Source organism: Ignavibacteriota bacterium (assembly GCA_019637995.1).
In the GTDB taxonomy this organism is placed as follows: Bacteria; Bacteroidota; Ignavibacteria; order Kapaibacteriales; family UBA2268; genus JANJTB01.
Genome location: JAHBUQ010000002.1, coordinates 1,051,354 through 1,076,503 on the forward strand (window position 1 = coordinate 1,051,354; position 25,150 = coordinate 1,076,503).

Annotated in this window: 24 protein-coding genes; 10 read left to right on the forward strand and 14 right to left on the reverse strand. The window is 34.5% G+C overall.

The genetic code is table 11. From position 1 onward, the window contains the following. Positions 1 to 37: 37 nt before the first annotated feature. Positions 38 to 1,900 carry a hypothetical protein gene (locus KF896_10460; GenBank protein ID MBX3044126.1) on the forward strand — a complete coding sequence of 621 codons (1,863 nt, stop codon included), beginning with the start codon at positions 38 to 40 and terminating at the stop codon, positions 1,898 to 1,900. Between the two features lie 159 nt (positions 1,901 to 2,059). Here KF896_10460 and KF896_10465 read toward each other — a convergent pair whose 3' ends face one another. From KF896_10465 to KF896_10500, 8 genes are all read right to left on the reverse strand, one after another. Continuing rightward, entirely contained in the window at positions 2,060 to 2,710 is a 651-nt protein-coding gene (locus KF896_10465) for a prolipoprotein diacylglyceryl transferase (GenBank protein MBX3044127.1), read from the reverse strand. Then, positions 2,710 to 3,549 (reverse strand): hypothetical protein, encoded by an 840-nt coding sequence (locus KF896_10470; GenBank protein MBX3044128.1) that lies wholly within the window; start codon positions 3,547 to 3,549, stop codon positions 2,710 to 2,712. The genes KF896_10465 and KF896_10470 overlap by 1 nt, the downstream gene beginning before the upstream one ends. A gap of 238 nt (positions 3,550 to 3,787) precedes the next feature. Then, the gene (locus tag KF896_10475; GenBank protein MBX3044129.1) at positions 3,788 to 4,060 is read right to left on the reverse strand and encodes a hypothetical protein; all 273 of its coding nucleotides are present in this window, start codon (positions 4,058 to 4,060) and stop codon (positions 3,788 to 3,790) included. A gap of 553 nt (positions 4,061 to 4,613) precedes the next feature. Then, complete coding sequence (locus KF896_10480) at positions 4,614 to 6,383, reverse strand: [FeFe] hydrogenase, group A (protein MBX3044130.1); 1,770 nt, start codon at positions 6,381 to 6,383, stop codon at positions 4,614 to 4,616. Between the two features lie 21 nt (positions 6,384 to 6,404). Further along, positions 6,405 to 9,518, reverse strand: coding sequence for an NADH-quinone oxidoreductase subunit NuoF (nuoF, locus tag KF896_10485; GenBank protein MBX3044131.1), 3,114 nt, complete (start codon positions 9,516 to 9,518; stop codon positions 6,405 to 6,407). Further along, positions 9,515 to 10,048: an NAD(P)H-dependent oxidoreductase subunit E gene (locus tag KF896_10490; GenBank protein ID MBX3044132.1), complete on the reverse strand. Its 534-nt coding sequence runs from the start codon at positions 10,046 to 10,048 to the stop codon at positions 9,515 to 9,517. The genes nuoF and KF896_10490 overlap by 4 nt, the downstream gene beginning before the upstream one ends. A gap of 304 nt (positions 10,049 to 10,352) precedes the next feature. After that, on the reverse strand, positions 10,353 to 10,982 hold the full coding sequence (locus KF896_10495) for a hypothetical protein (GenBank protein ID MBX3044133.1): 630 nt from the start codon (positions 10,980 to 10,982) through the stop codon (positions 10,353 to 10,355). Positions 10,983 to 10,993: 11 nt separating this feature from the next. Beyond that, positions 10,994 to 11,389, reverse strand: a complete 396-nt coding sequence (locus KF896_10500) for a helix-turn-helix transcriptional regulator (GenBank protein MBX3044134.1) — start codon at positions 11,387 to 11,389, stop codon at positions 10,994 to 10,996. A gap of 158 nt (positions 11,390 to 11,547) precedes the next feature. Between KF896_10500 and KF896_10505 the strand changes: the two genes are divergently transcribed. The 7 genes from KF896_10505 to KF896_10535 all read left to right on the forward strand — a co-directional run bounded on the left by KF896_10505 (position 11,548) and on the right by KF896_10535 (position 16,074). After that, positions 11,548 to 11,859 carry a hypothetical protein gene (locus KF896_10505; GenBank protein ID MBX3044135.1) on the forward strand — a complete coding sequence of 104 codons (312 nt, stop codon included), beginning with the start codon at positions 11,548 to 11,550 and terminating at the stop codon, positions 11,857 to 11,859. Further along, positions 11,853 to 12,125, forward strand: coding sequence for a hypothetical protein (locus tag KF896_10510; GenBank protein MBX3044136.1), 273 nt, complete (start codon positions 11,853 to 11,855; stop codon positions 12,123 to 12,125). Before KF896_10505 ends, KF896_10510 begins: the two co-directional genes overlap by 7 nt. Before the next feature lie 178 nt (positions 12,126 to 12,303). Further along, a complete protein-coding gene (locus KF896_10515) occupies positions 12,304 to 13,023 on the forward strand; it encodes an oxidoreductase (protein ID MBX3044137.1) in 720 nt (239 codons plus the stop codon). Further along, positions 13,016 to 13,354, forward strand: coding sequence for a hypothetical protein (locus KF896_10520; GenBank protein MBX3044138.1), 339 nt, complete (start codon positions 13,016 to 13,018; stop codon positions 13,352 to 13,354). Before KF896_10515 ends, KF896_10520 begins: the two co-directional genes overlap by 8 nt. A 67-nt stretch (positions 13,355 to 13,421) precedes the next feature. After that, positions 13,422 to 14,060: a peptide-methionine (S)-S-oxide reductase MsrA gene (gene msrA / locus KF896_10525; protein MBX3044139.1), complete on the forward strand. Its 639-nt coding sequence runs from the start codon at positions 13,422 to 13,424 to the stop codon at positions 14,058 to 14,060. A gap of 179 nt (positions 14,061 to 14,239) precedes the next feature. Continuing rightward, positions 14,240 to 14,728: a sigma-70 family RNA polymerase sigma factor gene (locus tag KF896_10530; protein ID MBX3044140.1), complete on the forward strand. Its 489-nt coding sequence runs from the start codon at positions 14,240 to 14,242 to the stop codon at positions 14,726 to 14,728. Further along, positions 14,725 to 16,074: a T9SS type A sorting domain-containing protein gene (locus tag KF896_10535; protein MBX3044141.1), complete on the forward strand. Its 1,350-nt coding sequence runs from the start codon at positions 14,725 to 14,727 to the stop codon at positions 16,072 to 16,074. Before KF896_10530 ends, KF896_10535 begins: the two co-directional genes overlap by 4 nt. A 117-nt stretch (positions 16,075 to 16,191) precedes the next feature. Here KF896_10535 and KF896_10540 read toward each other — a convergent pair whose 3' ends face one another. Continuing rightward, positions 16,192 to 16,581, reverse strand: a complete 390-nt coding sequence (locus tag KF896_10540; protein MBX3044142.1) for a DUF393 domain-containing protein — start codon at positions 16,579 to 16,581, stop codon at positions 16,192 to 16,194. A 64-nt stretch (positions 16,582 to 16,645) separates the two neighbouring features. Next, on the reverse strand, positions 16,646 to 17,728 hold the full coding sequence (prfA, locus tag KF896_10545) for a peptide chain release factor 1 (protein MBX3044143.1): 1,083 nt from the start codon (positions 17,726 to 17,728) through the stop codon (positions 16,646 to 16,648). A 210-nt stretch (positions 17,729 to 17,938) separates the two neighbouring features. Here prfA and KF896_10550 point away from each other — a divergent pair, with 210 nt between their 5' ends. Both KF896_10550 and KF896_10555 read left to right on the forward strand, forming a co-directional pair. Next, positions 17,939 to 18,655, forward strand: coding sequence for a hypothetical protein (locus KF896_10550; GenBank protein ID MBX3044144.1), 717 nt, complete (start codon positions 17,939 to 17,941; stop codon positions 18,653 to 18,655). Between the two features lie 343 nt (positions 18,656 to 18,998). Beyond that, positions 18,999 to 20,069, forward strand: a complete 1,071-nt coding sequence (locus KF896_10555) for a collagen-like protein (protein ID MBX3044145.1) — start codon at positions 18,999 to 19,001, stop codon at positions 20,067 to 20,069. A 61-nt stretch (positions 20,070 to 20,130) separates the two neighbouring features. Here the strand turns inward: KF896_10555 and mazG are convergent, their stop codons facing one another. The 4 genes from mazG to KF896_10575 form a co-directional block, all read right to left on the reverse strand. Then, a complete protein-coding gene (gene mazG / locus KF896_10560; GenBank protein MBX3044146.1) occupies positions 20,131 to 20,952 on the reverse strand; it encodes a nucleoside triphosphate pyrophosphohydrolase in 822 nt (273 codons plus the stop codon). Positions 20,953 to 20,966: 14 nt separating this feature from the next. Further along, positions 20,967 to 22,388: a pyruvate kinase gene (gene pyk / locus KF896_10565; GenBank protein ID MBX3044147.1), complete on the reverse strand. Its 1,422-nt coding sequence runs from the start codon at positions 22,386 to 22,388 to the stop codon at positions 20,967 to 20,969. Between the two features lie 151 nt (positions 22,389 to 22,539). Beyond that, positions 22,540 to 23,781, reverse strand: coding sequence for a DUF1015 domain-containing protein (locus KF896_10570; GenBank protein MBX3044148.1), 1,242 nt, complete (start codon positions 23,779 to 23,781; stop codon positions 22,540 to 22,542). 248 nt (positions 23,782 to 24,029) lie between these two features. Further along, the gene (locus tag KF896_10575; GenBank protein ID MBX3044149.1) at positions 24,030 to 25,148 is read right to left on the reverse strand and encodes an isocitrate/isopropylmalate dehydrogenase family protein; all 1,119 of its coding nucleotides are present in this window, start codon (positions 25,146 to 25,148) and stop codon (positions 24,030 to 24,032) included. Positions 25,149 to 25,150: the final 2 nt, after the last annotated feature.

The window sequence follows — 25,150 nt, forward strand, 5'->3', positions numbered from 1 at the left end:
CTTTTAAATTATTTATTATTTCAATTATGAGGAAAAAATGAAACTCTTTATATATATTATAATTTTTATTTTATTTGTAAATATTGCAGAATCTGCAAATAAAGATTCTTTGAAAAATTTCAAGTCTGAGAACATAAATATCACCGCAAAAAGATTGCTTTCTCCATTAGAAGCAGTATTTTACGGCACAGATTTCAATAGCCAAATATATGATAAAAATGGTAATTTTGTAATCCGGCGCGGAATGAATTTCACGCAGGATGTATATTCTGAGGGATTCAAACGCAACGACATAAAAGTTATTATTGATGGCGAGCAATATCATAATGCATGCCCCAACAGAATGGATGCCGCCGCAGGAAGAATAAATCCGCTTGAAATGGAGTCTGTTGAAATGACAAAATCCGGTAGCTTGCGCGGAACAGGAATTTATGGAAAAATTGAGTACCAAAGAAAAGAATTCCCCAACGAATTCAAATTAGGAAGCTTTTTTACTGGTAATATGATTTCTCAGCAGGAGTTCGATTTAGGATTAAGTATAAGCGGTAAACAGCAAGGAATAATTGCAAGATTTTCAGGCGGAAATCCATATCAAAGCGGCGCAGGAAAAGATTTCAAAGAGCTTTATAATTATAAGGATAATTTTTCCTATTTTAATACTAAAGTATCTTTCAGAGGTAAGTCCGGTGATTTCACTTATGGTGTTTCATTTAATCGTCTGGAGGATATTTCGTTTCCTTACCTTACGATGGATGAAGTATCAACAAGTGTATATAACGCTGATATATCATGGAAAAAGCAAAAAATTTACTTTAATTATACTGACCATCTTATGGATAATACTTTGCGCGTTTCTCCAATGTTTATGGAATCACATGCAAAAAATCTTACTATTGGCTTGGTTGGTGATTATTACGAAGTAACTTATCAAAATTGGAATGCCGATAACAGAATAATCAACCCTGCAATGAATGTTGATATGGGTAACAATATGATTCCTGAAATTAGTAGGATTTATGCTGCATTAAACCATAAAATTCATTTCAATGATTTTGGGCTTTCAGGTAGAATTGGGTTGATTACAAACGATATTGAAAACAAATCCGCAAACGAATTATACAGTACATTGTATAATGATGTTGAAGGCAGGAAATATTACATTAGTGGTGCAGTAAATTTTAATTTTGCTCAAAATTTAGGCGATTATTTTTCATTTGGTACAGGTGCTGAATTAGCTTTTGAAGCTCCTGAAGCAGAACAGCTTTATATAAATGTCAAAAGACCCGGAACAAATCCCAACTGGGTTGGGAATCCTAATCTTGAACAGCCGAAAAAAGCAGCGGCAAGAATGTCCCTAACAAGTGAGTATTTTTCATTCGAAACATATTTTAACTATGTTATGGATTTTGTTAATCTTGCTTCAAGCAAAGCAGGTGAGAAAAATGTACTCACTTACCAAAATGTAAATGCTATGATTGCGGGAGTAAACCTAAATCTTAAATATAAATTTTTTCAAAGCAATATTTCGTATATTTATGGGGAAAATATTGATAATAACAACCCACTTCCTGAAATAATGCCTCTTTCAGTAACAAATATTCTGGAGTTTCCGGAAATATGTGATATTCAATCAGCAATTATACACCGTTACGAAAATTTTCAGCCACGTATTGACTCTGACCTCAATGAATTTCAGTCTGATTCATGGAATACTTTTTCAGTTCGTTTCGGATACAAAATTAAGGATATTGCTATCAGAATTGAAGCCGATAATTTACTTAATCATAATTATTTCAGGCATTTATCCTTTGCAAGGAATCCATTTTCAGCCGGTTTGCGGGTTTACGAGCCGGGTACAACGCTAAGACTGACTATCGTTTATGACAAGATTTTTGATTAGAAGAAAACTTAAATATACCAGAATTTGATTGCTAAAAAGTATTTTAAATAAATACAATGATTAATAAAGATTAATCACTTTTTTAACGATTTCATCAAACAAAAGCCGCTCCCAAGCGATATGAGAGCGGCTTATTTCATATTTCATCAGAATAATGCCTTATTTGTGTTTTATATATATAATTGTAATGATGCCTATAATCAAAACAAAACTTACTATTTGAGTTATAGGTATCGAAAAAATATAAAAGCTATTATCTAATCTAATAAATTCAAAAATGAATCTATATATGCTATAAAATAAAACTGCCCATAAAGCTAAATTTCCATTTTTTCTAAATTTCCATATCAGTACAAATACTAGAACAACAAGAATTAAAAATTCGGCAATCTGCAATGGAATAGTAAATATTTCCATTCCATAACAACAACCACCGAAATAACAACCAAGCTTTCCAAATACTATTATTATAAAGTATGGAATAATGAATTTATTTATTTTAGTAACTATATTATTTTTGAAAATTGATATTAAGGAAGTTATTATTGTAAGGATAAAAATTGCTCCCAAAATTGAACCACCGTTAAATAATTCAAAATTGACTACTCCAAAATACAATAGATTATAACCAATATTACCACAAAAAGCTGAGAATATAAGAAATAAATTATAAAATAGAAATTTATTATTAAATCCCTGTCCTCGACTATCAAAATATAAATAAATAATTGATAAAATATACCCCAAAACAAGGAAAATACCTTGCTTTGGGGTGATTAATTGCGAAATAATGTTGTCAATCGAAATCATTAGTCAACAAGATAGACTGACTTTGTGTGTACTGTTGTACCTAATAACAATATCTTTTTGCCATTTGATAAAGTACGTAAAATTGGCTCATAAGCAGTTACGGACAAATCAAACAGCTTCCCTCTTGGTCCTGTATCACTTAATCTGAGAGGGGTTATTGTAAATGAACCGGTATTATCAGTAATTTCATAAAATCCGGATGAATAATTAATGGTACTTTCCTCAAAGTCACGCAAATCAAAATTAATTTGTACTTTTGCGTTAGAGGAACCACCTGACCAGTTGACAGTAAATCCTTGTGATGCTGAAAGAGAATCAAATCTTTGAATATTTGTAATTTCAACCCGATTATTGAAAACAACCTCGTCAAATACAGTATCCGGTATAATTGTATGTTTCAAACATTCAATATAATACTTATTCGATATTGAATTTCCAAAATTCAAATCAAGCTCATCATTGCCAACTTTTGCATAAGAACCCGGGTTGTATTCACGCAAAAGACTTGCATTGATTAGCAAGTTCTCTACTGTAACCGGATTGTTATTAGCATCTTTAAAAGCAGCATAGGCATAGTTATTAATGCCGTCATAATTAGTAACAACTTTATTGTTATTTATCCAATTAATTGAGACATCATTTCTAAGATTGGAGTGAAATTCAATTATTCCAATTAAATCGGGGTCGTAAAGATATGACTCAACCAAATCACTAACACTTGATGGTGTAGTGCCGGATTGAAGCAGAAAAGTCTTTTGACTTTGTTTTAAAGGATTATCATCATTACATGAAATCAAAAATGATAATACTAGCAGAAGAACAAAAATTGTTTTTTTCATAATATTTCCTAAATATAAAACCAAATAGGTCAATTATAAAGCCATATACTAATTCCTTTTTTTGAATCGTCAATTAGAATAAAACAAAAATAATGAGAATAATGAAAATAATGAAAATAATGAAAATAATTTTTAAAATATTCAAATAATTTTTAATTTATTTAATTTTTTTTACTAAAAAAGCCACCCCAAAAAAAATTAGCAAATTATGACATTATAGTCAGATAATTTCATCACTCTAAATATTCAACGCTATTCGACCACTGTTATAATGGTGTATGAGCATGGAAACCAAACTTTTATAGTTTATACCTTGTTCTAATGCCTTTGCTTTAAATTTAGAGAAGTCTCTCACTGTAAGCTCAATTTCGAACTTATTCATTGTTTCAATGCTATTTCTGGCATAATTTATATATCTGTCAATTTCATTCTTGTCTGGCGATATTACCAATTCCTTCTCGTGAAGAGATTCAAAAAATTCTTGTTCTTCAGTGTTCAAATAATCAGCCATTTTTAACTCCAAGGTACAATTTAGTAGCTTTTCTATCAGGATATATCTTTTTTAAAAAGATTTTATTATTTTCTTCAAAGAAAGGTACTGAAAATACATAGTTAGTGTCTGAACGAAAAGCATTTGTTCGGTACTTGGTCACACTGAGCGAAGTCGAAGTGTTTTTTATAGTCTTCGACTCTGCTCAGACTGACAAAAAATATCATAACAACAGCCAAGTGTCATTGATTTATTGTTTACTTTTCAGATATCTCTACCTAAATATGATAAAATGTGCCATTGGTTTTATTCTTAAATTATAAACGGCGAAATTTCTTTTTGTACTGATTCAGGAGTTCTGCATCAAATGCAAAATATTATAAAATGAGTTTAAATAATCCTGCTATCCAAATTATTATGATATATTGCTGTTATACTTTATTAATAATTATAATAATTTAACGCATTGCAGCATTTAATATTAAATCAATTTCTTGTGAAAATTATCTAAAAAACAATGCCCGACACATTAACAGTATCGGGCATTAATTTAAATATAAACTAACACAAATCTCTAAACTCTCGACTTCTCAGTATAATGAGTATGGAGAAGTTTGTGGGAAATATGACTAAGCGGTTTCTCGAAATACTCGGCATAAATCTCAATGATGTCAGGATTTTCGTGTGATTTACGTAAAGTTTTACCTTCATCTTCACGATAAATAGCAGCCATACGTTTTTCACGAACATCATTTGTTGTGAATCTTGGCTGACCTCCACCTCCGATACATCCACCGGCACAAGTCATTACTTCAACAAAGTGAAATTCTTCGCCTTCTTTGATTCGTTTCAGAAGGATTGCAGTGTTCCCAAGTCCGTGTGAAACTGCAACTTTGAGTTCAACACCTTCAAGGAATGACCAAGCCGGAACCGTACCTTCAATTTTTAAAGATGCAGTTTTGATACCTTCCAAGCCCATCAGAGGTTTTAAATGAAGTTGTTCGGTTGGCAGCTCTCTGCCTGTAACGAGTTCATATACGGTACGTACAGCGGCTTCCATTACGCCACCGGTATTTGCAAATAAATCAGCAGCACCTGATGAACGACCGAGTGGGTTATCCATCTCACTTTCAGGTAAATTACGGAATTCAATACCTGCCTGAAGAATCATACGACCAAGTTCACGAGTTGTCAATACATAATCAACATCACGGTAACCGCTACTGTTCATTTCAGGGCGTGCAGCTTCAAATTTCTTTGCAGTACAAGGCATAACCGAAACAACAACGATATCAGCAGGATTGATATTATTCTTCTTAGCATAATAGCTCTTTGCTACGGCTCCGAACATCTGCTGGGGTGATTTACAAGTTGATACATTTGCCATCATTTCAGGGAAAAAGTATTCCATATAGTTAATCCATCCAGGCGAGCAGCTTGTAAATTGTGGCAAGGCAGAATCACCATTATCAACGAGCTTATCTTTTAATCGCATAAGAAGTTCTGTACCTTCTTCCATAATAGTCAGGTCGGCAGCGAAGTTAGTATCAAATACCTTATCAAAACCAATTTGCTTCAAGGCAGATACCATCTTACCTGTTACAAGAGTACCCGGTGCATAATCAAAGCACTCACCAAGAGCAGCTCTGATAGCTGGTGCAGTTTGTACCAAAACAACTTTTGTCGGGTCGTCTATAGCTTTCCAAACTTTTTCTATATGAGAATTTTCAGTAATTGCACCAACCGGACAAACAGCTGCACATTGACCACACTGAACACAGGCAACTGTATCCAGATTAAGTTCAAAAGCAGGTCCAATCACAGAATCAAAGCCCCTGCCCTGTGGGTATAAGGCACCAACATTCTGCATTTCGTTACATACAGTCACACATCTGCGACACTTAATACATTTGCCGTTATCACGAATTAAAGCAGGTGTAGAATCGTCATACTGATACTTCGCTTTTTGTCCTGCAAATCTGACATTATCAATACCAAGATTCTTTGCAATTTCCTGTAATTCGCAATCATCGTTTCTATCACAGGTTTTACAATCGCCATCATGTTCTGAAAGTAATAACTCGACTACCATTTTCCGGGCGTCGCGTACTTTTCTTGTTGCTGTAAATACCCTCATACCTTCCTGAGCAGGCATAGCGCATGAGGCAACAAGTGAGCGTGCATTTTTAACTTCCACAAGACAAACTCTGCAAGCACCTTTTGGTTCACAGTTTGGAATATGGCATAAAGTAGGGATATTCACACCAACCTTAACAGCGGCTTGCAGTAGAGTAGTTCCTTCAGGAACCTGAACTTCTAATCCATTAATTGCTAAATTTATCATAATTATTTTTATCTCCTATTATCAATGACCATAATCACATCGTAAACATCTTTGGGCTTGGCGTACTGCTTCAGCTTCAAGCCATGGTTGTTCAACCTCGTTGAAGTTGTACTTCCTTCTCTCAATTGGCAGTAGTGACATCTTACTTCTTTGGTAAGGTACAGGTTCGGCATTTGGGTCGAAGAAAGTATGAACAACTTTTTCTTCTCGCCAGAAGGCATTATTTTTACCTGATAAAAACATATCAATTCCGACAGCAGCTCTTTCTCCGGCGGCAACAGCTTCAATTACTGTTTTTGAGCCTTCGGTCGCACAGTCACCACCTGCAAAAATCCAGTCTACTGATGTAGACCCTGTAAGTGGGTCAGTTATGATACTACTTTCAGCATTCATTTCGAGTTTTGTTCCACTGTATATTAGCGAAGTATCGAAATCCTGTCCGAGTGCCATAATTACCTGGTCTGCTTTAATAATAAATGATTCAGATTCATTAATAGGGCGTCTTCTACCGGAATGGTCAAATTCTCCAAGACGCATTTTGTTGCATCTTACTCCCACGATTTTATCATTTTCAATCATGATTTCCTGTGGATTTGTAAGAGGATATATCCTGATTCCTTCCTGTAATGCTTCTTCTATTTCCTCAGCATAAGCAGGCATTTCTTCCTGACTTCTGCGATAAACAATATTAACTATTTCAGCACCCAGTCTGATGGCAGTCCTTGCAGCATCGAATGCGGCATTACCACCACCAACAATAACTATTTCATTTTCAATTTTTACCGAGCCACGAAGATTATATGTTCGCAGGAAGTCCATTGCTTTGACTACGTTCGGATGATTTTTTCCGGGGATATTCATTGCAACACCTTTCGGAGAACCAATACTAATAAATAATGCTTCATAGCCCTGATCTTTCAAATCCTGAACAAGGAAATCACGACCAAGTTTTTTATTTGTCTCAATATCAACGCCAAGGTTTTCAATCATACGAATTTCACGTGCTAATATCTCACGAGGCAATCTGTACGCCGGAATTGTTTGAACAAGCATGCCACCCGGGCGAGGTTCTGATTCAAATACTTTTGGCTTATAACCTAAACGGGCAAGGAAATATCCACAAGTAAGACCTGCAGGACCTGCTCCGATAATAGCAATTTTCTTCTTAGCATTTTCAGGATTTTCACGGACTTCCGGTAATTGAATTGTGATTTCCTGGTCAACCATAAAGCGTTTCAAAGCTCTGATTGAAACTGCATCATCCATCGAAGTTCTGCGGCATTTATCTTCGCAAACATGGAAACATACACGAGCACAAACTGCTGCAAACGGATTACGCTCTCTGTGAAGTTTTAATGCCTCAGCATAGCGTTTCTCGCCGATAAGTGATACGAATCCGGGAATATCAACATGAGCAGGGCATGCACTCTGACAAGGGGCACGAACCAATCCATGACAAACACCTGCTTCGCAATGTTTGTTTTTGATATGAGCTTCATATTCATGACGAAAATGTCGTATTGTTGAAAGTACGGGATTCGGTGCTGTCTGACCAAGTCCGCAGAGCGAAGTTTCCTTAATCTGTTCGCCAAGTTCAATCAGTAAATCTATATCAGATTCTTTGCCTTTACCTTCAGTAATACGCTCGAGAATTTCTAACATTCTTTTAGTACCGACACGGCACGGAACACATTTGCCACAAGATTCTTCCTGAACAAACTCAAGGAAAAACTTTGCAACATCAACCATACAGCTATCTTCATCCATTACAATCAATCCACCTGAACCCATAATCGCTCCGAGTTCACTCAGGGACTCGTAATCAAGGGCTACATTCAGATTTTCTTTAGGAACGCAACCGCCTGACGGACCGCCAATTTGAGCGGCTTTGAATTTCTTTCCGTTTGGAATACCCATTCCAATATCATAAATCAATTCACCAAGCGATGTACCAACAGGAACTTCTACAAGACCTGAATTGTTTATATTACCTGCGAGAGCAAATACTTTTGTCCCCTTGCTGTCATCAGTACCGATACCTGCAAACCAATCACCACCATTATTTATGATTTGTGGTACATTCGCAAAAGTTTCGACATTGTTTAATACACTTGGTTTACCCCAAAGACCCTTTTCAGCAGGGAATGGCGGGCGTGGACGTGGTTCACCGCGTTTACCTTCAATAGAATTCATTAATGCAGTTTCTTCACCGCAAACAAATGCTCCTGAACCCATTCGAATTTCAAGGTCAAAATTGAAGCCACTGCCAAGAATATTTTCACCAAGAAAGCCGTATTCCTTAGCTGCATCAATTGCTATTTGTAATCTTTCGACTGCAAGAGGATATTCAGCTCTTACGTAAACAAACCCCTGACTTGCACCAATCGCATAAGCACCAAGAGCCATACCTTCAATAATAGAGTGTGGGTCGCCTTCAAGAACTGAACGGTCCATAAATGCTCCGGGGTCGCCTTCATCTGCATTACATAGAATATATTTTTCTCCTATTCCGGCTTTAGCGGCAAAAGACCATTTCATCCACGTTGGGAAACCTGCTCCACCACGTCCGCGAAGACCTGATTTACGCATTTCAGCGATAACATCTTCCGGTTTCATAGTACAAAATGCTTTAGCTTGAGCAGCATAGCCATCTAAACGAATATAATCTTCTATGCTAAGTGGGTCAACATTACCACAATTTTTAAGAACAACTTTTTTCTGACGTTTGAAAAATGATATATCATCCATTTTTGGTGTTGAAAGTTCAGAACCGAGTTCATGCCATGCAAGACGATTTACTATCTGACCATCCATAACATGAATTGAAATAATGTCATTAGCATCTTCAGGCTTTACATCCTGATAGAATATTTGGTCTTTATCCATTAAAACGACAGGACCACGTGAGCATGGACCTAAGCAACCTGTACCCTGAACAACAACTTCACCATCTAATCCATGAGATATCACAGCTTCTTCAAGTGCTGTTTTAATTTTAAGTGAGCCTGATGCAATACAACCGCCTCCGATGCAAACTTTGATTTTTTCTTTCAGATTTTCTTTCATTTTATTATGACTATTATTAACAGACAATCTTAAATTAGTCATATCTTCGAGAGATGTTATTTTTTTCATACTACCTCCTCCAATACATGTTTACTTTCGGATTTGTAAATATTGAGTAACTCACCAATTTTGTCAGGCTTAACTCTTTGATGTACATCGTCATTAACCATAATGACAGGAGCAAGTCCGCAAGCACCAAAGCATCTGCCAACATCAATTGTGAATAGTTTATCATCGGTTGTCATTCCAACATCAATCGCAAGTTCCTTTTTTAAAGAATTTAAAACTTCTTTACCACCACGAACATAGCAAGCAGTGCCGAGACATACACGTACCATATATTTTCCACGGGGTTGGGTTGAAAAGAAAGAATAAAAGGACACAACTCCGGTTACTTCACTATATGGCTTACCAAGTGCTAAGCTAATTTTTTTCAGAGCTTCTTTGGGCAAGTATCCAAATATGCGCTGAGTAATTTGTAGTACGGGAATTAAGGCTCCTGGCTTATTCTCATATTCTGACAGAATATCATCAAGCTGGCTGTAAAGTTCCTCTTCAGTCGGTTCTTGCTGACATTCGATACACTTTAAATCATTCATTGAAACTACCTGAAATTTTTGTTATAAAATTATTTTTTCAAATTAGTAAAAATAATAATTTTAAAATATGAAAAATCTATGAAAAAACAATAATATTTCATAAAATATTTAATTTTAATGTCACTTTTTTATCATTAACTGCAAAAATATCGTCTATATATTGATATATAACGATATTATATACATATAAATCACAATAAGACAAATAAAATAAAATATACAATCATATTATGTTATATTATTAACATAATAGATTTAATAATGTATATTTTTAGATATGACAATAATTGGTGAGATTTAAATATCAGCTAACCTTCTTAATAATATTAGTAACAAGCCCAATATATTTAAAATCATCTTCAGGACCAACCATATAGGGTTGAAAATCAGGATTTTCAGAAATCAGCTTAAGTCTTCCTCCAACTCCGCCGATTCTTTTAATAAAATATTTGTTATTGATATATACTGCTCCAATATCACCATTGACAGGTATTTTTGTGATATCCACGATTGCTGTGTCACCGCTGTTTATACCGGCATTAATCATTGAATTACCCTCAATAGGAAAAAGCATTAAATTGTCAGGAACGAGGTTATTTCTACGACAAAATTCGATGAAGTCGTTATGTTTTAAATTGCTTGTGATATCAGTTTTAAAGAGACTGAAGTATTCATCGAGCTGGCTTTCACCTGTATATTTAATGCGAAAGAATTTCTCAATTGGTTTTCCAAGATAGAGATTATTATTCTCTGAAATGTCAGCTAATGCATCATCTAAAGCATTTTGATAAAGTTTGGGATTCTTCTTTTTAGCAATTTCAGAAAGCTTTTTGATTTGCTTTGAAGCATAACTATCGCCGGCAAAGCTTCGTGGTAAATACTTTCTTAGCCGGCTGTATAGTTCACTGTCGGAATAATTATGTTGAGAATCCATTATGAAAATTCTTACTTTTTCTCTACTTTTCCTGCTGCGAGCTTGACATTGGAGAAATCAACTTCACTACCGAGAGCAGTGTAAAGAATATCCATACTTTGCTGAGAGAATTTCCAGCCGGATTTGACTTTCTCAGATATTCGGTGTTTAAAATTTTTTCCCTCATTGTTGTCCGAAAAGATTGAGCCCTCTCCTGAAATTAAATAAATCGGGCTGATGCCACGACGATAAAGTTCAAGCAGAACCCTGATTGGCAGACCTGCTCTTCCTAATTCGTAATTTGCTATCTTATCACGGGTTTCACCGAGTAAAAATGCAAACTGGTCTGCTGATAATTTACCACCCTCGTTAAAAATGAAGCGAATTTTTTTAAGTCTTTCGCCAACCTGTTCAGCATAAGTAGACATAAAATTTCCTGAAATAAATTTAAAATAAAATTATTTTGTATATATGTAATAATTTCATATTTTTGCAGTAATATTTACTGCGTAAATTAGAGCATTTATCACTACGCAAAAATACGAAAATTTTATGATTTTTTCAAATAATATTTAGGAGTTTCTATATGGATAGGGTGTATTTTTCAAATAATTTTTCTGCACCGGATATTTACACGAACGGTGATTATAATGCTGATGTAAAAATTGAGATATTCTCTCAAGCATATCAAGTTTACAGCATATCTGAAGATATGCGTATAGCCTTGTTTCATCTTCTTAGTCGAAAATTTTTTATGGAATTGGAATGCTTAGGCATAGTAGATAATTTATTAGCTGATGATATGATATTTATACTTGAAGATTATATCGAAAAATCCGGTATGTTTAGCGAATATTTTGAAATTAATTACAATGATTTGGAGGAGGAACAATGGTAGAAGATATTTTTTCAGGAATCAATTATGAGGATTTGACACCGGATATCAGATTGATGGCTGATGCTTGTGGCATAGAAGCAGTAAGGAAGATACTTATGAATCTGAACGGGCTACAGTTCTATATTCCAAAGATTACCAGCTTTGAGAAATTCGTACTGAGATATTTGTCGGAGAATAAATCAAAATCATTAAAAGAAATTGCCCGAGAGCTTGAAGTGACTGAATATTACTTAAAAGCCGTGAAGAAAAGAAACTTATCTGAGTAATATTATCGCAATATCACCAATGAGCAATAATAGAATTATGAATAATATTCATTAATGAATTTATTTGACAGTCTTTTGTGATTGCAGTGTATATAAAAATGCATAGATTTATCAATAACTAAATTATCAGAGCGTCTATCATTAACTTTTTTATTTCGTTTTTAAAATATTATAAAATATGTCTAAATTAGATTGGTATGAAGGTAAGGTTGTTGATATAATTAAGGAGACACCTTATATAAGACGTTTTTTTATTCAAGTCGAAGAGTTGGAAAGTTATAATTTTAAAGCCGGGCAACATGTAAAAATTGAATTTCCTATTGATGCACGAAAAAACTACAGACAATACTCTTACGCAAATGCACCTGATGGTTCGAACATTTTCGAACTTCTTATAGTATTAGACCCAAATGGTGTAGCCACAAATTATTTGTTCAATGAAGTTAATATCGGCTCTATTCTTAAGGTGTCCGAGCCAAGGGGAAATTTTCTGGTTCCCGAATTTGTCGAAACAGATTTATGTTTTATTAGTACCGGAGTTGGATTGGCTCCATTACGCTCGATATACTTGGATATATTAAAGCGTGAAATTCCTCACAAACACATTTACGTGATTTTCGGTACAAGATTTATGAGAGATTTGATATATATTGAAGAGATGGAGCAGCTCTCAAAAAGAAGTGATTTTACATTTATCCCTGTGCTGTCACGCGAAACTTCTGATGATTGGAAAGGTGAAAGAGGATATGTTCACAATATTTATAAAAAAATATTTGGAATTCTCCCACCTACTGAGTTTTACATTTGCGGATGGCGGGATATGGTGACTGAAGCGCGATTGTCACTTATGGATATGGGCTATAAACGCAAACAGATTCATTTCGAGAGATATGATTAATACAATCAAAATATTGATTTTTATTATCGGTATTGTAGCTTTTTACAGTTGCAATACCGATAAAAATCTTGTTTATATTTATCAGTCCGAAGATAATCAAGTGATTGCATACTTTACTCCTGATTCAGTCGGAAAAAGAGTCAGCATACTCAGTACTATGACAAAAAATGTCATAGGATATTATGATAGAAAAGCACCCGGTATTAAGACATTCATCATTCGGCAGGATGGTGGTGATATTCTCTATTTTTCTGAATTAGCCAGAAAGAAATCTATTGTCTATATTTATGACCCAAAAGGATTTATTTGGGGTTATTTCTATCAATACTAATTTGCATTCTAAGCAAAAATCAACCATATTATCCCAATTTCACCTAAACTAATCCGTTGTAATATTTATGAAATACAAACTAATTATATTGATTATTTTATCAGTTATTATAAATTCCTGCAGTACTAAAGCTGAGGAAAAAAAATCTAATGGAGAAAATGAAATGAGTGAAAATTTAGAATATATAATTTTGGGTGGTGGTTGTTTTTGGTGTGTTGAAGCTGTTTTTCAGGATTTAACGGGCGTTGCTTCGGTTGTGTCAGGATATACAGGCGGAAAAACCAAAAATCCGACTTATGAGGATATATGTACCGGTTTAACAGGTCATGCCGAAGTTGTTAAGGTCGGTTTCAATCCTGAGATTATTTCTTTGGAGGAAATTTTAGAGGTACATTTTGCTACTCACGACCCTACTACACTTAATCGTCAGGGTGCAGACGCAGGTACTCAATATCGCTCAGCAATATTTTATATTAACAAAAATCAAGAAGAAATTTCAAGGAACTATATTAAATTGCTTACAGCTGAAAAGGTTTTTGAAGATAAAATTGTTACCGAAGTTACTCAATTAGACGAATTCTACAAAGCTGAAGACTATCATCAGAACTATTTTAAAAACAACCCGAATCAACCATACTGTATGGTTGTTATTAATCCTAAGGTCAATAAGGTCAGGACAAAATTCAAAAGTAAATTAAAGCAATAGTATATTTTTTGATATATTGCGACTTAGAAAATATATATTAATTAATATTCTGAATTGTAATTATTCATTCTGATTTATAAAAAAAATGAATTTGAAAAAAACTATTGTTTTTTGTATCCCTTTCACTTTTTTGAGTCTCTTACTACTATAAGCATTACAAATACACTAATACATTTACTATGAATACAAAGTTTGAAGAGTTGTATGAGACTTGCAAGATACCACTTCGCAGATTCGCCTTTTCTATAGCGAACTCAAGAAATCAGGCTGAAGATATAATTTCAGATACAATTTATTATGCTTATATAAATATTGAATCACTTAAAAATGAGGATGCATTTATGAGCTATTTATTTACTATTGCATCAAGAGTAAAAAATAAAATTATTAGGGATAATCTGAAATTCAACAGAGATATTTCCCCTGATGAAATGATTTCTGATGCTCTTTCAGCGGAGGAAATACTTGATATTAAATTTTTAAGAGCTGCAATTAACAAGTTAAATCCGAACCAAAAAGAGGCAATCATTCTAAGTTCATTTTCAGGATTATCAAACAAAGAAATTGCAAAAGTTCAGAATACTACAATTTACAATGTCAAAATAAGGCTCTACAGAGCAAAAAAGAACTTAAAAAATCTTTTATCGGATATGAGGCAATTATCATGAAAAATCTTAATTCATATTTTCAAGTTTATAAAAAAAATGTTGATAATATTTCAAGTCAATATAATGAACCTGAAATAAATGCAAATGATTATTTCCCTAAAATTGGTATAGCTGACAAAAGTTTGAAATCTTTATTTATAAAATTAGGTGTTCTATCATTGGCAGCATTAGTTTTGATAGGGCTATTTTCATATTATTTTATAAGAAATGCAGCAGAGACTTATGAAAATCTATTTTTGAATATTCTTAGCAAAATCAATCTTGTAGATGACAGAAACGACTTGGATTATATAAATATAACAGGTATCAACTATATTGAGCTCAGCGATGACGAACTTTCAGCAATAGGAATAATTAAAAAAGGTGATAATATTTCAATAATTACCGAAGAAATAATGCCTGCTTCGAGCAATGAAGATACAGATAAGATTTTGGATTCATTAAAGAACTTACCTGAGAATGTGAATAACCCCGATTTAAAAATTAGAATAGAATCATATAAAAAGTATGCCCAAAAAGGATATGATACTACCCAAAATCAACTTATAAAAAGCAAATATAATATTTCATTCTATACATTTAATTCATATACGATGCATTATGATGGTTGGGAGCACGATAAATTCAGCGAATTTTCACCGGTCTCTATCCAAAGTTTTGGTAAGGGGAAATTTAGATACAGAGCTAGTTACTTAGCTGCCTTGTATTCAACTCCGTCACTGGAAGAGTATAAATCCGGACTTGATACACTTTATAGAGCGTTTCTTTCGCAAGGCACTCAGATAAGCTATAATTCAAGTGGCGTTCTGTCAAGATTGGTACCGGTAAAAATTAAGCTTTATAATAAAAATGAGTATAAGCCCGATAATAAGAAATACACAATAATTGAAACTGAAATTGTATTGTGGTATGCACCAACCGAGAAATTTATTAATGCCTTGCCTGAAAGATACTCCGGTAGAATGAGAAATGAACTCGAGGTTATCGAAAAAATTGAAAAAGGTGAAATCAAAAAAGAAGAAGCATGCAGTCAACTTGAAGAAACTCGTTCAATTTTGGGTTTATGTCCTGTATATCATGATAATTTAGAAATTAAGTCAATATATCCAAGTCCCGGAAGGGAAGATACTCATATTAAATTTTCAAACGGCATCCCACAAAAGTTAAGTATTTATTTATACAACTTACGTGGAGATGAAATTCAAAGAATTGCAGACAAAAAATTTTATGATTCAGGTGAGTATGATATTTGGATTGACCTCAGCAAGTTGCAAACAGGCATATATCCGATAATAATCATAGATGAGGATGGAAATGCAATTAGCTCGAAATTGATTAAGGAGTAAATTATATTTATTTGAAACTAAAATTTTAAAAGAAACGACTAAAATGAAATAGTTACATAAATATAACCAAATAAATTGCAAATTGGCATTACTGTTTGTATTATTTAATTAATGAATTTAATGAGGAATTTTGCAGGCATTCAAACCGAGCTTAGTTGATATACTTGCTCTGTTTCTTGCAATAAAATTATAAATCGGGTTAAAAATTGTATCGAAAATATTATTTGCCAACATATACCCAAAAATTCTGAACGGTTGACTCAAATGCTTGCAAATTTCCATTACAGCACGAGTACGGTAATAGACGTTACCGCTTGCTTCGTCAATAAAAATAACAGTCATAAGAGCGATTTCAGGATTTATGCCATATTTGGGCAGGTCAAAATCAAATGATGGAACAGTTAAGAGATTTTCATTCATTTTATTCCTCTCAATATAGCCTGCTGAAGCAGAACATATACCGCAGTCACCATCGAAAACCACAAAAATATTCGAACTGTCAGCCATAATAATTTTTAGAGAATCTGTAATATATAAAAATCTAAAAATATAAGAAGTGTATTTTGATAAATTATTGCGATAAACCTTGATTAAGCAGTTCAGAGCGTTCTGCGATTTTCAGGTTTTCAATTACTTCTGAAAGATTTCCGGTTAAAACATCTTGCAGCGGGTAATTCTTGTTTTCACCTTCGAGTCTGTGGTCAGTCAGTCTGTTTTGAGGATAATTATAAGTACGGATTTTTTCTGATCTGTCTCCTGATTTGACCATAGTTTTTCTTGTTGAAGACATCTCATCCTGCTGTTTTTTAAGCTCCATTTCATAAATTCTTGACCTCAAAACTTTCATTGCTTTATCACGATTCTTAAGTTGAGAGCGTTCTTCCTGGCATTGGACCACAATGCCCGTCGGGATGTGAACCATCCGTACAGCAGTTTCAACTTTATTCACATTTTGACCACCTTTTCCACCTGCACGATAAATATCAATTCTAATATCTTCGTCTCTGACATCAATATCAATATCTTCTGCTTCCGGCAGTACGGCTACGGTTGCTGCAGATGTATGAACGCGTCCGCTGGCTTCAGTTTCAGGCACTCTCTGGACCCGGTGTACACCACTTTCAAATTTCAACGAACCAAATACATCATCACCTGCAATCGAAAAAACGATTTCTTTGAATCCGCCTCTTTCACTTTCGTTAAAATCAATTATTTCAATGTTAAATTTCAGTCTGTCAGCATAGTGCTGATACATTTTGAACAAATCACCGACAAAAATACCTGCTTCATCACCACCGGTTCCGGCACGAATTTCTACTATACAGTTTTTCAAATCATTAGGGTCTTTTGGAATTAACATAATTTTGAGTTCTTCCTCAATATTTTGGAGCTGTATTTCGATATCATTATTATCCTCATAAGCCATAGAACGAAGTTCCGGGTCAATGTTCTTTTCCTTTATCATTTCCTTGTTTGCTTCGTAATCATCAGTTAATTTGATGTATTTCCTGGAAATATCAGCAAGAATTTTGAGTTGCTTATGTTCTCTGGATATTTCTTTGTACGACTTAACATCACTCATAATGTTGGGGTCGTTCAATTTTTCTTCAACAGATTCGAATCGTTCTAATATAGATTTTACTTTATCGTACATATTTTCAATTATTTGCATTTAAATAAACTACAAAAATAACATATTTCCTATTATAAATCATTATGATAATTGCAATAAATCAAAAACAATTATTAAATTATGCTGTTAGCTTTTACCTGAAGATAAATAATTTTTGCCTAAATCAAATTTTAATCATATTTTTGCAGTCTATATTTATTTACTTATTTAATATTAGTCGGAGAATTATATATGAAGTCATTCTATCAAAGCGCTATCGTGTTACTTTTGATAACTGTTTTGGTTTTTGCGGGATGTCAGCCACAAGAAAAAGAATCCAAATTACTTGACGAAGTAGTGACGAAGTACAATATTACTGACCTTTTCAAGAAGCTTCGTGAAGATAAGGATTTTAAATCACAGGATTTTGAGTATTTTACAAATGGTATGACAAGACTTGTTACCAAATCTACTGACTCATTGCTTGGAAAAACAATCGGTCAGGTAATAACACTTCAAAAAAATCATGAACGTGATGAAATCTCCGCTACTGCTGCTAACCAAGCAACTAAAGTAGAACTTGTTCTGAATCACGAATTCAAATACGTTGGTATGAACCCGCGAAATGTTGATTTGAATGATAATTCTAAACGCGAAGTTGATTTCCTGATTTATGAAATTACTAATAAATCAGAAAAAGAAATTACTGATTTAGAAGGAATTTTGCAGTTTATTACTCCAAATAATGAAACTCTTAAAATTTATCCAATCGTCGCTTCAAAAATCCTTAAGGATGAAGTTCTCAAACCTGGTGAAACAAAGAGATTTTCACATCCTTTCAATCACGACATAAATAATCCAAATGATGAAAGAGTCAGAAATGAACACTCTTCTCTAAGACCAATTTGGATTGCTTCAAAAATCATCTTCAAAGATGGATCCCAAATAAGTGTTACTAAAACCTTATAATAAAATTCTTTTCTTAGTTAAAAATCCTTCAATTTAATTGAGGGATTTTTTTTATTTTTATAAGTCGCAAAAAAACGACATTTTAATGAAAATTATGTATATAACATGACATAAATATACCCGAAAAAACCACATATATATTTATCAACATCTTTTGGAAGCACCTATATCATATAGCATTTAACCAGCTACTATAAATATGGTTGTATACAAAAGATTTTTTTTTCTTGCATTGAGCTTTAATATATCTTATTTTTGATTTAAAATATGTTGTAAAATGAAATTGATTATATTTTTTTTGTATATTTATATATTATTTATTAATAATTTTAGGATGAGTTATATGGAAATCTTTAAAAAATTCTCTATGCTCCTTGTTATGGTAGTATTCAGTTTAGCAATGCTTAACTGTACTAAAGAAGGACCTGCCGGACCAGCCGGCAAAGATGGCGCTGCCGGTAAAGATGGCGCAGATGGTAAAGACGGCAACGCAACTTGCGGCGTTTGTCACTCAGACAATGCTGATGCAGTAAATTTGATTTTTGCACAGTATGAATTATCTCAACACAATCGTGGTGTAGTATTTGACTATACTGCTGGTAGAATTTCTTGTGGTGGTTGCCACACAGGCGACGGTTTCAGAGAAGCTGTAAAAATGGGCGTTGATGATCCGTCTTCAGTTGCAACTGAAGCAATTAATTGTAAAACATGTCATAAGATTCACGTAAATTATGACGAAACAGATTGGGCTATGCGACATGAAGGACCTGTTAAATTGCGTAAAACAGGATTCGATTTCGACCAGAAAGTTGCCAATACTTGTGTAAGATGCCATCAAGCACGCACTTACAATGATGTTGCAGGTGCTGACACTACATTCATAACAACCGGAAGTACTACTTATACAAGATATGGACCTCATTATGCCACAGCAGCAAATGTTATGGCTATGAAAGGTTTATACCACTTTGAAGGACCTGAAAATATTCCTACAAACAATATTCATGGTAACCTTGAAAAAGGTTGTGCATCTTGTCACATGGGATCATTATCAACTAATCCATCTGTTGGCGGTCACTCGTTTAAGATGACACCTGCTCAGATGACTCAGATTGATGAATGTAAAACTTGCCATCCAACAGGTGATTTTACTGCAGGTACAAAAGCAAAAGAAATTGCTGCAATGATAGCTGAAATGAGAGAAATTGTAGTTGAAAAGGGTTGGGTGGACTTGTCATCAGCTCCATCTGAATATTTTGCTCAGTCAAAAGAAGGTAACTATATGACTAAGCAACAAGTCGAAGCAACTTTGAACTATTTCTATATTTCAAGAGACAGAAGTAATGGCGCTCATAACCCGCGTTATGTATATGCTATTGCAAAAAATACTCTTGAATTTTTGAAAACTCAATAATTTGTTTTTATTGTCTTTAAAATTTGTTCAATAGCCCTGACTTCAAAAATCAGGGCTTTTTTTATTTTATTGTCAATTTTGCTTCATCCCATATAGCATCCATTTCCTCCAAAGTCATATCATTCAGGTTTCTGCCAAGTTCTAAGGCGCGTTTTTCAATAAACTGAAATCTTGATTTGAATTTATTATTTGTAAGATGCAGTGCTTCTTCAGCCACGATACCTTCGTGACGGGCTGCGTTAACTATTGCAAAAATAAAATCTCCTAACTCTTTGCGGGCATTTTCTTTATTTCCTGAAGTTAATTCTCTGCGGAATTCATCAAATTCTTCATAAATTTTATTCCAGACATCATTTTTATCAGTCCAGTCAAATCCAACTCTCGAGACCTTATACTGAATTCTTTCAGCTCTTAATAACGCAGGAAGGCAATTAGGTACCCCATCAAGAGTAGATTTAGGTTTTTCACTATCTTTGTGCTCTTTTAGTTTCAGTGCTTCCCAATTTTGCAAAACCTCATGCTCATCTTTCACTTCTGTATTACTAAAAACATGAGGATGGCGGTGGATCATTTTCTCGGAAATCTTTCTAACAACATCAGTAAGACTAAAACCGCCTCTTTCTTCAGCCATTACCGCATGCATTACAATATGAAGAAGCAAATCTCCAAGCTCTTTGGAAAATTCAGCATCATCTCTTTTATAAATTGCATCAATAGCTTCATAGACTTCTTCAATCATCAATGGAGCTATAGATTCGTTTGTCTGCTTTCGGTCCCAAGGACATTCACGTCTGAGAATTTTAACTATTTCAACAAAATTTTCAAATTGACTTACAGCTGAATCAGGATTTTCTGGCTCAGGAACAGGTATATTACTACTCATAATTTCAAAAATAATTAAACATAAAATAATTTTAACAAATTGTCATTACCAAATGATGTCTCTGTCAAGCCTGATACAAATACTATCAGGTCACCCGGATTGATGAAATCCAGGTCGAGTAAATATGGCTTCAGAGATTCAAAATTTTGTACAAAATCTGTGTCATCTTTTACATAAAGCGAAGTTACGCCCCACACGAAATTAAGTCTTCTGTGAACATGGTCATCATTTGTTATAGCAATTATCGGAACATCAGGTCTGTATTTAGCAATTTTTTTTGTAGTAAGAGTTGAGCTAGTTAGTGTAATAATTGCAGTTGCTTTTACCTGCCCGGCAAGAAGACAAGCAGCTTTTCCAATTGCATCAGATACATCTGACTCTTCTGAAGGCACATCCACACGCTGCAGGTCAGTTCTTGAAAACTTGTCTTCAATATTTTTTATAATTCTGTACATATAATCAACCGATTCGAGAGGATATCTGCCTGTACCTGTCTCAGCACTGAGCATCACACAATCAGTTCCGTCAAGCACAGCATTCGCAACATCGCTGGCTTCAGCCCTTGTTGGTCTAGGATTTGTAACCATTGATTCGAGCATTTGAGTAGCTGTAATAACAGGTTTACCAAAATAATTGCTTCGTTTTATGATGTCTTTCTGGATTAATGGTACTTCTTCAGGCGGAAGTTCAAGCCCGAGGTCGCCTCTGGCAACCATTATCCCATCAACCTCAGCGATGATTTCATTTATAGATTTCAGGGCTTCAGGTCTTTCAATTTTTGCTATAATCGGAACAGGTCTTCCAAAGATTCTCATTGTAGTTTTAAGTTCGATTATGTCACGAACTGACCTGACAAATGACAGTGCTACAACATCAATACCCATTGAAAGACCAAACTTCAAATCTTCCATATCTTTTTCGCTTAATGAAGGAGCGGAAAATGTAACACCCGGAGCAATTATACCTTTTCTGCTCTTTAGTTCGCCACCTTTTATGATCTTTGTATAAATACGTTCACCGGCAATCTTTTCGACTGTTAATATTAAATAGCCATCATCCAAAAGAAGAGTATTGCCAACTTTTAAATCCTTGTGCAAATCTTTGTATGAAGTCGATACAATCTCAGAATTTCCAATTTCTAAATCTTCAGTTGTTATTATAAGAGAATCACCGTCTTGAATGAATACTGAACCATTCTCCACATTCTCAATCCTAATTTTTGGTCCTTGTAAATCCTGTAGAATTGCAACTTGCCTGCCTGCTTCAACTGATGCTTTTCTAATATTGGCAATCAGATTTGCATGGCTTTCATGCGAACCATGAGAAAAATTCAATCGGGCAATATCCATTCCCTTTCTAATAAGCATAGTAAGAGTTTCTATATCCTCAGATGCTGGTCCAATCGTGCAAATAATCTTTGTTTTACGGGGAATCATTTGATTTTATTTAATTGTGTCACAATGCTATTATCCACGTATCACACAAGATAAGATTTTTTCTTCAATCAAAATTCATAATTCCTTTAAAAAAAAATCCGGCTCTGATATTACAAAACCGGATTTTATAAAAAATATTACAAATTATTGATTAATCCAAAAAATGCACAAACATACCGTCACGTAATTTTGGCTCGAACCATGTTGATTTTGGTGGCATAATCTGACCGGCATCAGCAATATCAATTAGTTCCTGAATTGATGTTGGATACATTGCAAAAGCAAGTGCCATCTCACCTGAATCAACACGTCTTTCAAGTTCACCAAGACCACGGATACCACCTACAAAATCAACTCTTGTTGAGCGTCGTGGGTCTTCAATACCTAAAATTCCATCGAGAACATATTTTTGCAGAATAGCTACATCAAGTGATTCCACCGGGTCAGGATTATTGGCATATTCCGGCTGTAGATTGAGCTTATACCATTCATTATTTATATAAAGTCCAACTTCACCCTTTTTGGTAGGTTTAAACTGTTCAAAAGCTTTTTCAACTGCAAAATATTTTACAATTTTTTCAAAAAATTGTGCCTCAGTATTTCCGTTAAGGTCTTTCACGAGGCGGTTGTAATCCATTATGTATAAGTGACTTGCAGGGAAAAGCACTGCGAGGAAGAAGTTATATTCTTCGTTACCTTTATGTTCAGGATTTGCATTTTGACGTTCACGTCCAACGATTGCAGCAGCAGCAGAACGGTGATGACCATCAGCTACGTATAAGTAAGGTACTTCTGCAAGTTTTTGCTCTATTTGATTATTCAATTCCGCATCTTTTATAACCCAGCTTTGATGACGAACGCCATCGGCAGCAACAAAATCAATTTCAGGCGGATTTACAGTTATTGCTGCGACAGCATTATTTATGAAGTCATTATCGGGATAAGTAAGGAAGATCGGACCTGTATGTGCATTAGTAACACGTACGTGATTACAGCGGTCTTCCTCTTTATCGGCACGCGTTTTTTCGTGCTTTTTAATAACATCATCCCAATAATCCTGAACTGATGCACATCCAACAAGACCATACTGAGTTCTGCCGTTCATTGTTTGGGCATATACATAGAAAAAGTTGTTTTCATCTTCTTTTAGGATACCTGAATCAATAAGTTTCATCAGGTTTTCGCGCCCTTTGTCATAAACCTGTGGGTCGTGAATATCTACTGAAGGGTTTAAATCAATCTCGGGTTTGCCAACTCTTAAGAATGTAATCGGATTGCCATCAGCTTCGATTCTTGCTTCATCGGAATTGAGCACATCGTAAGGTTTTGAGGCAACCAAAGCCGCTTTGTCAGCTACAGGTCGCCATGCTTTGAAAGGTTTGAATACAGCCATATTTTTTTCTCTAATAATTAACGAATTCTGTTAAAAAATCATAACACATAATTTATGAAAAGACGTTAATCAAAATATTTATTGTTGATGTGTAAATATTGAATATAAACCAAACTATAACAAAGGTTTACATTTCAATCTGAACATATCTTTTTGAAATTTTCGAGCTTAATAAATGAAAAATTTCTCAAAATAAAGCCGGTAGAAAAATTTTATCTACCGGCTGAATATTTCACATTGAAAAGAAATTAAATTTTGTCAGCAATTGCACGTGCTATTTCGAGAGTAGTAGCGCTACCACCCATATCATATGTACGTACTTTACCTTCAGCAATTACTTCGCTTACAGCAGTTTCAATTTTTCCGGCAAGTTGTTTTTCGCCAAGCCAGTCAAGCATCATTTTTCCGGCTAAGATCGTAGCAATCGGATTTACTTTGTAAAGTCCGGTATATTTTGGAGCTGAACCGTGAGATGGCTCAAATACAGCTAATTTCTTACCAATGTTTCCGCTGCATCCGAATCCGAGACCACCCACCATCTGAGCTGCGAGGTCAGAGATAATATCCCCATAAAGATTTGGAGCAACGAGCACATCATAATTATCAGGATTTTTGAGCATCCACATAGTCATTGCGTCAATATTCGCATCATCCATCTGTATATCAGGAAAATCTTTGCTGACTTCATTTGCAATCTCAAAAAATAGACCGTCCGTTGCACGAACAACATTAGCTTTGTGAACGACAGTAACTTTTTTGCGATTGTGCAATTTCGCAAACTCAAAAGCAGCACGGATAATTCTTTCGGAACCCATACGAGTGTTAATTTTACAGGATATCGCATATTCACTTCCATCAAGAGCTGCAAAGCGACCGAAAGGCTTGGATAGTTTTTCCAAAGTATCTGATAGTTCCTTCGGTACAGGGTTAAATTCCACACCGCAATACATATCTTCAGTATTCTCACGGAATACTACCATATCAAGGTTATCCTTGTAATTCAGAGGATTTCCGGAATATGCTTTACAAGGTCGCAGGCAAATATAAAGGTCAAAAAACTGTCTCATTCTGACAATCGGAGAGCGATAAATAAGTCCCTTTCCCCGCAGTTCGCTTGCAAGCTCTAATTCTGCTTGCTTAACAGGCTTGGAAGTAATTGCACCAAACATTGCTGCATCTACGCTTCCAAGTAAATCGAGCGTTCTTTGTGGGAGGGCATCTCCTTCTTTGCACCAGAATTCCCAACCGATATCACCATGGATATATTCTGCCTGAAAATTCAGTTTGTCAAAAACAATTTTCGTCGCTTCTAATACTTCAACTCCAACGCCATCGCCCGGGAGCCAAGCTATTTTGTAATTTTTCATTA